The sequence below is a fragment of the Actinophytocola sediminis genome (assembly GCF_054779715.1).
The window spans coordinates 143,296-152,478 of sequence record NZ_BAAGXS010000041.1 but is presented as its reverse complement, the minus strand read 5'-3'; the positions used below and the strand labels follow the sequence as shown (position 1 = coordinate 152,478).

General features: G+C 69.7%; 7 protein-coding genes and 1 CRISPR repeat array. All 7 genes read right to left on the bottom strand.

The features are described 5' to 3' along the window. Window positions 1–10: 10 nt before the first annotated feature. Window positions 11–770: direct repeats of the CRISPR family, unit length 28 nt; unit sequence GTCGTCCCCGCGCACGCGGGGCTGTTCC. 161 nt (window positions 771–931) lie between these two features. Beyond that, on the bottom strand, window positions 932–2,101 hold the full coding sequence (locus ACYVIP_RS25185) for an HNH endonuclease signature motif containing protein (RefSeq protein ID WP_460400500.1): 1,170 nt from the start codon (window positions 2,099–2,101) through the stop codon (window positions 932–934). An 87-nt stretch (window positions 2,102–2,188) separates the two neighbouring features. Continuing rightward, window positions 2,189–2,791, bottom strand: a complete 603-nt coding sequence (locus tag ACYVIP_RS25180; protein ID WP_460400498.1) for a nitroreductase family protein — start codon at window positions 2,789–2,791, stop codon at window positions 2,189–2,191. Continuing rightward, the gene (locus ACYVIP_RS25175; RefSeq protein ID WP_460400496.1) at window positions 2,784–3,995 is read right to left on the bottom strand and encodes a cytochrome P450; all 1,212 of its coding nucleotides are present in this window, start codon (window positions 3,993–3,995) and stop codon (window positions 2,784–2,786) included. Before ACYVIP_RS25175 ends, ACYVIP_RS25180 begins: the two co-directional genes overlap by 8 nt. Then, window positions 3,992–4,870, bottom strand: a complete 879-nt coding sequence (locus ACYVIP_RS25170) for a hypothetical protein (RefSeq protein WP_460400494.1) — start codon at window positions 4,868–4,870, stop codon at window positions 3,992–3,994. The genes ACYVIP_RS25175 and ACYVIP_RS25170 overlap by 4 nt, the downstream gene beginning before the upstream one ends. An 8-nt stretch (window positions 4,871–4,878) precedes the next feature. Continuing rightward, window positions 4,879–7,521: a PEP/pyruvate-binding domain-containing protein gene (locus ACYVIP_RS25165; protein ID WP_460400492.1), complete on the bottom strand. Its 2,643-nt coding sequence runs from the start codon at window positions 7,519–7,521 to the stop codon at window positions 4,879–4,881. Then, a complete protein-coding gene (locus ACYVIP_RS25160) occupies window positions 7,521–8,177 on the bottom strand; it encodes a methyltransferase family protein (protein WP_460400490.1) in 657 nt (218 codons plus the stop codon). Before ACYVIP_RS25160 ends, ACYVIP_RS25165 begins: the two co-directional genes overlap by 1 nt. Continuing rightward, entirely contained in the window at window positions 8,174–9,064 is an 891-nt protein-coding gene (locus ACYVIP_RS25155; RefSeq protein WP_460400488.1) for an AfsA-related hotdog domain-containing protein, read from the bottom strand. The genes ACYVIP_RS25160 and ACYVIP_RS25155 overlap by 4 nt, the downstream gene beginning before the upstream one ends. Window positions 9,065–9,183 lie beyond the last annotated feature (119 nt).

The window sequence follows — 9,183 nt, the reverse complement described above, 5'->3', positions numbered from 1 at the left end:
CCACGGACTCGTCGTCCCCGCGCACGCGGGGCTGTTCCCCAGCCCACGGCCAAAGCGGTGGAGAACGGTTGGTCGTCCCCGCGCACGCGGGGCTGTTCCCCACTGTAAAGATGGGAAGTGTCATGTAATGCAGTCGTCCCCGCGCACGCGGGGCTGTTCCATCCTGCGCGGCCCGGCCGCCGGCGACGAGGCGGTCGTCCCCGCGCACGCGGGGCTGTTCCTCCGTTTCGTTGTAGCCGTTTTCGTCGCGCCACGTCGTCCCCGCGCACGCGGGGCTGTTCCGTTGTGCGGCCCCTCTGCCGCGGTCGTGATCAGGTCGTCCCCGCGCACGCGGGGCTGTTCCGGGGCCGGTCGCGCCGCCAGTCCAGTCGTCCCGGTCGTCCCCGCGCACGCGGGGCTGTTCCCGATGTCCTGCTGACCGATGTGGTCGAGGAAGCGTCGTCCCCGTGCACGCGGGGCTGTTCCCGCCGCCCAGGACTTGACGGTTCGGTCCCCGCGGTCGTCCCCGCGCACGCGGGGCTGTTCCGTGGTTCAGCGGCGACCAGGCGCCCCACTACCAGTCGTCCCCGCGCACGCGGGGCTGTTCCCCGGTCGGGGCGACCGACCACGACCAGCGCGAGGTCGTCCCCGCGCACGCGGGGCTGTTCCACCCGGTCGCGAGTCCGGTCGCTACCGGAATCCGTCGTCCCCGCGCACGCGGGGCTGTTCCCAGGTTCTGGCACTGGTCGATGACCATGATCCGGTCGTCCCCGCGCACGCGGGGCTGTTCCGGTCCTGGTTGCAGGGAGGTGTCCCGCAGCTGGTCATCCTCAACGCCCAACCAGAAACCTGGTGCGCCCTACGCAAGTCCACGTCAGCCCACACCGCGTTGGCCAGTCGCCAAAGCCATCCATGTCCTCACTGTTCGGGCGGCTCGAGGGGTTGAGCGGGTTCAGTAGGGCGGCGGATCAGGATCGGCGATGGGTTCTGGTCGGTGGGGATATCGGTAACCCGCTGGAGAAACCCAGACCAGGGTGTCGACTTGGTCGTGCACCTGCCAGCCGCCGTGGGTCTTACTTTCGTGGTGTCGTCGGCACGCGGGATGCAGGTTGTCCAGATCGGTTGGCCCGTCCGGGAACGGCTGCCGATGATCGATATCGCACTGGTATGCCGGCCGGACGCAACCGGGCGCTGTGCAGGTGGGCAGCTCTGCCCGCACCTGGTCACGCAACGCGGCTGGTGGGGTATAGCGTCGGCGGCCGACGTCAACGGGTCGACCGGTCTTCGGGTCAGTCAAGATCCGCCGCCACGTCGCGTCGGTCTGGCCAGCGAGGACCAACGCCCGCCGCGCGGGCAGATCACCGTAACCAGCCAGCTGAGCAGGCGCGGCGGAAACACCGAGAGCGGTAGCGGCCGACAGGGTGAGCTGCACAGTGACCTTGGCGTGTTCGAAATCCTTGCCCGCCAACAAATCCAACGCCACATCCGCACGCAACTGATCCAACGAACGGCCTTCCGCGGCGCCGGTCTCCCTGAGGCGGTGAGCGATGGCGTTCACCCGCTCATCAGCAAGATGAACACGATCAGCCGGACCGTGAACGGTGAACGCCGCGCAGCCATCCTCGGTCGGGTAGGCATCCACCCGCCGTGCGGCCACCCGCTGCTCATGCCTCCGCAAAATCGCCGCAGCATCAATCCGACGGATCGCCCTACCCAACAACCGATTCAACGGAGCCGGTGCGAGATCCCCAGCCTGAGGGACCACTTCCGCTTCAACGGTGGCCGCGTCCTGATCGGACAGGACCGCGACAGCCTCGGCGATCCTGCTCGCCCGGTAGCTATCGAACCGACCCTGCTTCACCGCCTCCAAGGTCAACGGGAGCCGGGTAGTCAGGGTGACCGCCAGGTCGAGTCGGCGTTGCGCGGCACGAAACGACATGCCGAACAACGCCGCCACTTCCAACGCGGCGAACCTCTCATCCGCGTTCGCCGCGTAGGCAGCCAACTGCTCCAACGCATAACCCTCAGTCCGCCACGCCACCCGCTGCATCCCCAACGCAGTCGCCAAAGGAATCCCCTGCGCGAGATCCCCTGACGGCACATCGATGACTGGAGCGAACATAGGACCAGCTTACCCTCGACCGAGAGACTTTTCCTTACCACAAAAGGGAATCACCTGATCGAGAACGCCATGACAGGACGTAACCTGTTACCACCGGTCGAAGTGGGTCACTGACTCGGTCGGCGGCCTGTTCGCCGGTCGGAACGTCTCGCCCCGGTAATAGGCCGTGGGGACCAACGCCGCCTGGTGCACCCCCGCCGGAATGCCGAGCAGTTCGGCAATCTCGTTGGCATACATCAAATGCCGAGTCGTCAACACCGTGCCCAGCCCTCGACTGCGCGCCGCAAGCTGATAACTCCACACCGACGGCAACACCGCGGCCCACAACGAAACCTGGCTCCCCTCCGGCAACGGCCGGCCAGTCTCCACACACGCCAACGCCAGCACCGGCACCTCCGCGAACCGCTCAGCGAGGTAAGCGGCACTGTCGACCGACCGCGCCCCCATCCCGCGCGGCAACGGATACGCGGCACACGAAAGCCGGTAGTACCGCGCGATCTCCGCCCGCAGCGCCGAATCCGTCACCAGCACCCAGTGCTGCCCAAACACCCCACTACCGCACGGCGCCTGCTGCGCGACCCGCACACAGTCCACCACCACCCGTCTCGCCACCGGACGCGTCAGATCAAGCCGGCGACGCACCGCCCGCGTGGTGGTCAACAACTCCTCCGCACCAAGCTCATCAGCCACGCCGCCCACCACCCCACGTGACCGGGAGTGTCCACAAGCCACGGATGAGCATGTCCGTACGCCACGCCAACTCCTCGTCAGGCACCGCCACCCGCAACCCGGGCAACCCCGCCAACAACTCCGCGACCCCCACCCGCAACTCCACCCTGGCAAGCTCCGCCCCGAGGCAGTAGTGCAATCCGAAGCCGAACCCGACATGCGGACGCCCATCGCGGTCCGGACGCAGCTCATCCGGAGATTCGAACACCTCCGGATCACGATCGGCCGCGTCCGGTATAGGCACCACCACCGTGCCCGCCGGCACGATCTCCCCGCCTGCCAACCGAACATCAACGGTGGCCACGTGTGGCACCCCACCCGTGCCGTTGGTGCACATGTACCGCAGGATCTCCTCCACCACCGGCCCGATCCGCTCCGGCTCCGCCCGCATCTCGCCGGCCAGCGCCGGCCGGCTCAGCAGGTGGTACATCACCGACGCCAACACATTGCTCGTCGTCTCGTACCCGGCGATCAGCATCCCGGCCACCAGCGCGATCGTCTCCGGCCTGCTCAGCCGCCGAGTCGGGTTGGGTGGGTCGACGAGGTCCGCGACGACTCCTGGCGGGCGGGTGCCGGCGTCGATCGCGGCTCTGGTTCGGTCGACGAGGGCGGCGAAGTAGTCGTGCGACTCCCTGTGACATCGGGCGACCGTCTCCGGCGGGAATCGGTTGATCGACATCATCGGATCGACCCATGGCTTGAACCGGGCCAGGTCCTCGGCTGGCACGCCGAGGATTCGGCAGATCACGCGGAGCGCGTAGGGCACGGTGAACGCGCTCACCAAGTCGGCCGACGGCGGGCCGGCGGTCAGTTCGGCCAGTTGGCTTTTCGCGACCTCCTCGATCATCGGGCCCAGTCCCCGGACGCGGCGTGCGGTGAACGCGTGCGCCACCGCGGCCCTACGCCGGGTGTGTTCCGGCGCGTCCGCGGTGGCCAGTGGCAGCGACTCTGTTGAGCGGGCGTACAAAGCACCTGCGGTGTAGGCGGATCGGCTGAATCTCGGGTCCGCCAACACCTGTCGGACTTCGTCGTAACTGGTCAACAGGCGGGCTTCGCGGCCGTTGGCCAGTAGGCCCCTGGCGGGGCAGCGGCCGGCGCGGATCGCGGCGTACTCCGGCGGGGGCTCGCTGGCCGGGCCGGGAGCGAACGGGAAGGGCGCGGTCATGTCGGCTCTCCTGCCAGCAGGGACACTACGGCGAGGGTGACGTAGGCCGTCAGTACGAATCCGGCCGCCAGGCCGTAGGACCACCGTCCACTTCGGTCGCGAGCGAATCGCAACGCGGCGGCGAGCGGGAAGACCAATGGTAGCAACATGAACAGGACTCCGGCGGTCCATGGCCGGGTCGTGGCGACGAGCAGGACGGCTGAGCCGGCGGCGCAGGCGAGAGCGAGTTCCGAGGTGCCGGTGACGCCGACCACGGTGACGTAGGTCCGCTCGCCGGGCCGGGGCAGCCGGGTGGTCTTGCGGGCGAACTCCACGTGCAGGAACACCATCGTCGCCGCGAGCACGCCGACCATTCCCGACCAGGACAGGCCGAGGTCGAGCGGATACAGTACCGCGGCATACAGAAAGGTGTTGGTGAGCAACTGGATCGGGACGTTCACCATCAACCCGACGAACATCGCGTCCCCGGACGGCCAGCCGAACCTGTTGTCCACCCAGACAATCAGGAAGGCGTAGGCCAACAATCCAGCGAGTACACACAGCACCGGCCAGCGCCACGAGTTGAGCGCCAACACCAGCACGGATCCGGCGACGATCATGGTGATCAGGTCGCGCGTCGCCACCACTCCCGCGGCCAGCGGACGGCCGGGGTTGTGCTCACGGTCGTAGTCGAGGTCGCGAAGGTCGTCCAACGCACGCAACACCAACAACACCACGACCATCGACGCCACGCTCACCAGCACACCGAGATCGGGCACCCATGCCGTCACCCGGGTGTCGGTCAGCGCAGTGGCCCCGCTCGCGCCGACCGACCAGGCAAGCGCGAGCGGAAGGTAGACCCGGGGCGGGAAGCTGCCGGCTCCGTAGGCCAGCAACCGGGCGGTCAGCCCTGCTCGGCCGCCACCATCCGAACCGTGCCCGCCGTCCCGTCCAGCTCGATCATCATCCCGTCCTCGATCAGCGACGTCGCCCCCGGAACCGACACCACGGTCGGCACGCCGAGCAGCCGGCCGGTGATCGCCGTGTGGGACAACAACGTCCCGCGCTCCACCACCAGACCGCGCGCGGCCATCATCAAGAACAGCCATCCGGGATCGGTCTCCTTCGCCACGATGATGTGATCCCGGCAGGACTCCGGCGAGATCGATGGTTCGAGCACAATCCGCGCCGGGTAGCGCACCACTCCCCCGCTGGAGGGCAGGCCGCGCAACTCGACACCGTTCCCGGCCATCGGGGCGGTCGCGGCGGACGGCAGTTCCGCGACCACCGGTCGGTCCACTGTGGTCGTCAGCTCGGCGTCGAGGTCGGGGCGTTCGGCGGCGGCGAGCCGCGCACGTCGGCGGGCGGCGGCCAGCGCGCGCAGGTCGGTGTCGATCAGCGTGCCGTCGTAGGCGCCGAGCACCTCCTCGACGGTCAGGTCGACCACGTCGGCGCGGTCGTCCAACACGCCGGCGGCGACCAGGTGGTCGCCGAGGCGCCACAACACCTGTCGGCTCAGGCCGAACAGTTGACTGCGACAGTAGCGGGTGTCCTCACGGTTGCGGACGAGCCAGCGCATCGTCGCTGCCAGCAGGCGAATCGCCTGCCGTCGCGGCAGGTTCGGGCATCGGGTGCGGAGTTCCTGTTCCGCGGCGGCCCGGCCGGCCAGTTCCCGCGATCGGTTCTCCTCGGCGGTCAGTCCGCTGTGGAGGATCGAGCGGAGGGTGTCGACGATCATGCCAGGGCGCTGTCGTGGCGACGGTTCCTCGAGTTTGAGGTCGTGTGGGGCACGATCACCGTAGCGGCGTAGGTGGGTGATGGCCATGTCGGCCAGCCCGTCGCCGAAGCGGCCGCCGGCCAGTTCGGCCCACACCTCGTCGGCTGGTCCGGTGTGGACCCGCTGCGCCAGTTCCTGGTTGGCGGCAACGTGTTCGGCGAGGGTGATCATCGATCGGACGGCGAGGATCGAGCGGTTCTCCCGGCCGCCGAGCAGCAGGCGGCTGAGGATGCCCTCGTCGTCCTCGCCGACCCAGCGGCGGATCGCGGCGGTGGCCGCGGTGGCGGTGGCCAGCAGGAAGAACCCGTTGGTCAGCGTGACTCCCCACCAGCGGCCGACCTCGGCCCACAGCCGCCGGTAGAACTGGACGAGCTGCTCTGGCGTCCAGTCGGTCATGTCCGGCGTCCGCGCGAACAGGGTGTCCCACCACCGCAGGAACCGCCGCACCGCACGGGGATGCGCGGCCGCCCGCACCGCCAACCCCGGCACGCCAAGCAGTGCGCGGGTCAGCTGGCGCCTGGTCGGCCGCCGCTGGGCACTGAGGCCCATCGACCGCGCCCACCAGACCTGCACCAGCGGGAAGCCGGGAATCTGGCTGTGCAGCGCCCACCAGGCGTCCAGCCGGTAGTACACCCGGCCGTCGAGCAGGCCGATCATCCGGTGGAGATGGTTCTCCGCCGCGTCGAGTCGTCGTGCTGGCACGCCGACGCGGCGGTAGGCGTCCCGGAAGATGCTGTGGTAGAAGGTCCGCGCCTGGGAGAAGGTGAGCGCGCCGGACACGCCGGCGAAGCTTTCGGTGACGTTGTTGTTGCTCCACGGGATCCGCTCGCCGGCGCGGTTCTCGGCGAACACGACCGGACGGGCCTGGAGCAGGTGCACCCGGCCGTCCGGCGTGATGGTGCCCTCGATGTCCTGCGGGGCGCCGAACCACTTCGCCACCTCGGCCGCCAGCTCGGCGACCTGCCGCACCTGCTGCTCGTCGAGCACCGGCGGAGTCGCCAGGTCGGCCGGCACCGGGACGGTCGCGAGCTGTCCGGTCTCCTGGTCCAGGGTGACCAACCGTTCTTTGTGGACGGTCTCGACGCGGACCGCGCCGCTGTCCGGGTCCACGAAGAAGTGGTCGATGTCCGCGCGTTCCTGCACAACACCCTCGCCGATGCCGTGCGCGGCCGCGATAACCCGCTGCGTTCCGCCGCGCGGATCCTGGCTGAACGCGACGAACGAACGGGTGCCCAGGACCATGCGCTGCACGCCGACCGCCACCCGCGCCGTCGCCGGCGCCAGACCACGGTGGGCCCGGTAGCGGATCGACCGCGGGCTCAGGCCGGACGCCCAGCACTCGACGACCCGCCGGGGCACGTCCCGTGGGCGCACGTAGAGAAAGGAGTCGGTGAGGCCGGCGAACGCGTCGGTTTCCCCGTCCTCCCCGACACCGTCCTCATCGGACACCACACACGCGCGGACCGCGAGCAGACCGCCGTCCTGGGGCAGCGCGGCGCGGATCTCCTCGGTCAGCGCGGCCGGCAACCTGGTGCCGGCCAGTGCGGCCGACGCGTGCTCGGCCCAGCGCAGCAGGTCGTCCTCCTCGTCCAGGGCCGGGGCGGTGGCCAGGTGCTCGGCGGCCAGCGCGTCGAACTCGGTCACCGGCACGCAGAAGAACTCCGGCACGGCGAAACCCGCGCGGCGCAGGCGTTCCTGGCGGGCGAACTTGTGGCCGACCTGGGTCGGCTCGGTGAGCCGCCGGTCGCCGAGCCGGATCATGCCGGCCATCACCACACCCCGGCGACCAGGCGGGCCCGGCCGGCGGCGAAAGCGGGATAGCCGGGCACCGACCACAGCGCCTTCTCCTCGGTGCGGATCCGCCACACCAGCACGCCGGCGAGCGCGAGGTAGGCCAGAACGCTGGCGGGGTTGAGGAAGAACCCCACGAACCCGAGGTTGGCCAGGAGCATGCCGGCGTAGGCGGGGTGGCGCAGGAACCGGTAGGGGCCGTTGGTGACCACGACGTGGTGCTCGCGTTTGACCACGTGATGGGTGTACTGCGCGGCGAGGTGGCGGATCGCGATCACGCGCAGCGCGATGCCACCGGCGAACAGCGCCGCCGGCAGGAGCTGCCAGGCCGAGAACGCCGTCCAGCCGACGTCCGGCAGCACGGCACTGATGATCACCAGGGCGCGCGCGGTGGCGTAGGCCAGGATCGTGCGCACCTCGCTGACCGGCTCGGCCGGCTTGCTGAAGGTCACCCGCAGCTCCGCGACCAGCCACCCGAGGTAGCCGGTGATCAGCACCGCCGCGGCCAGGCGCGCGCCGCCGGCGGTCGTGAGGTGGCCGACCAGGCGGACCACCAGCAGCGCGACCACGCCGCCGAACAGGACTCGGGTGTAGGCCGTGACCCTGGCGGTCACCAGCGCCGGATCGCGTGTCACGCCCGCACCTCCCCGCGCAGCCTGCGGTACCCGGCGGGCGTCGCCGCGTAGTACTCGAAGCTCACCGAGCCGCACGGCGCGCCGTCCGGGTCACCCGTGACGAGCTCGGCGGTGAGCGTCTGCCGCCCGCGGCCCGGTGGGATGACCGACCAGCGCAGCTGGACGTCGCCGGCGAGCCCGCACGGCAGGTCGGCGTTGATGGCGAACATGATCAGCCGGGTGCTGTCCGGGTGGCCGTGTTCGAGGTGGCAGATCATCGTGAGGAACTGGCGGGCCGCGTCGATGAGCAGTTCGGTCAGGTGCGGCCTGCCCGGCTCGACCGCGAGCAGGTGGGTCGCGGCGACCGGCACCAGTAGGGACAGTCGGCGGTCGCCACGGGTCTCCAGGCCGGTGACCAGCACGTTTTCCGGGCGTCGGCGGTTGACCGCGGCCGGGTCGGCCGGTAATCGGGTCAGCGTCGCCGGGCCGGCTCTGCGGGGTGCCGCGTGTGGGTCGTGGCTCAGGGACAGGTCGGCCTCGCAGACGACCCGGTCGGTCTGTTCGGCCAGCAGCGACAGCGTGACCTCTGCGGTGGACTCGGCCGGCGGGAAGCAGACGGCCTGCAGGTACACCTGCTCCTCGAGTTCACAGAAGGCCGGGAAGGTGACCTCGAGGGTCATCCGCCTGCCGGTCCTGCCCAGGTCCGCGGCGCCGCTGCGCCGGACCAGCTCCAGTAATCCGCCGACCAGCGCCATTCCCGGCACGTGGTCGAGCGGATGGTCGAAGTGGTACCTGTCTTCCGGGGCGACTTCCAGTCGTCCGCCCCATACCGCGCTGACCAGGTCCACATCGCGCACGAGTACGCCGTCGCCGACCAGTTCGTCCGGGCTGTGAAACAGCGTTGTCATCGGGTCGCACACCTCGCGATCGGGAAATAAGGGCCAGCGAAACTGGAATTACCAAAGTGGCTTGCCATTCAGTCGACACCTCGCGATCGGAGAAAGATGATCGGATCGTTCCAGCGGCG

Excerpts from the sequence above, each read along its gene's own strand:
- ACYVIP_RS25175 (WP_460400496.1), bottom strand. The coding sequence starts at position 3,995 with ATGACCGCGCCCTTCCCGTTCGCTCCCGGCCCGGCCAGCGAGCCCCCG.
- ACYVIP_RS25155 (WP_460400488.1), bottom strand. The coding sequence starts at position 9,064 with ATGACAACGCTGTTTCACAGCCCGGACGAACTGGTCGGCGACGGCGTA.
- ACYVIP_RS25185 (WP_460400500.1), bottom strand. The coding sequence starts at position 2,101 with ATGTTCGCTCCAGTCATCGATGTGCCGTCAGGGGATCTCGCGCAGGGG.
- ACYVIP_RS25165 (WP_460400492.1), bottom strand. The coding sequence starts at position 7,521 with ATGGCCGGCATGATCCGGCTCGGCGACCGGCGGCTCACCGAGCCGACC.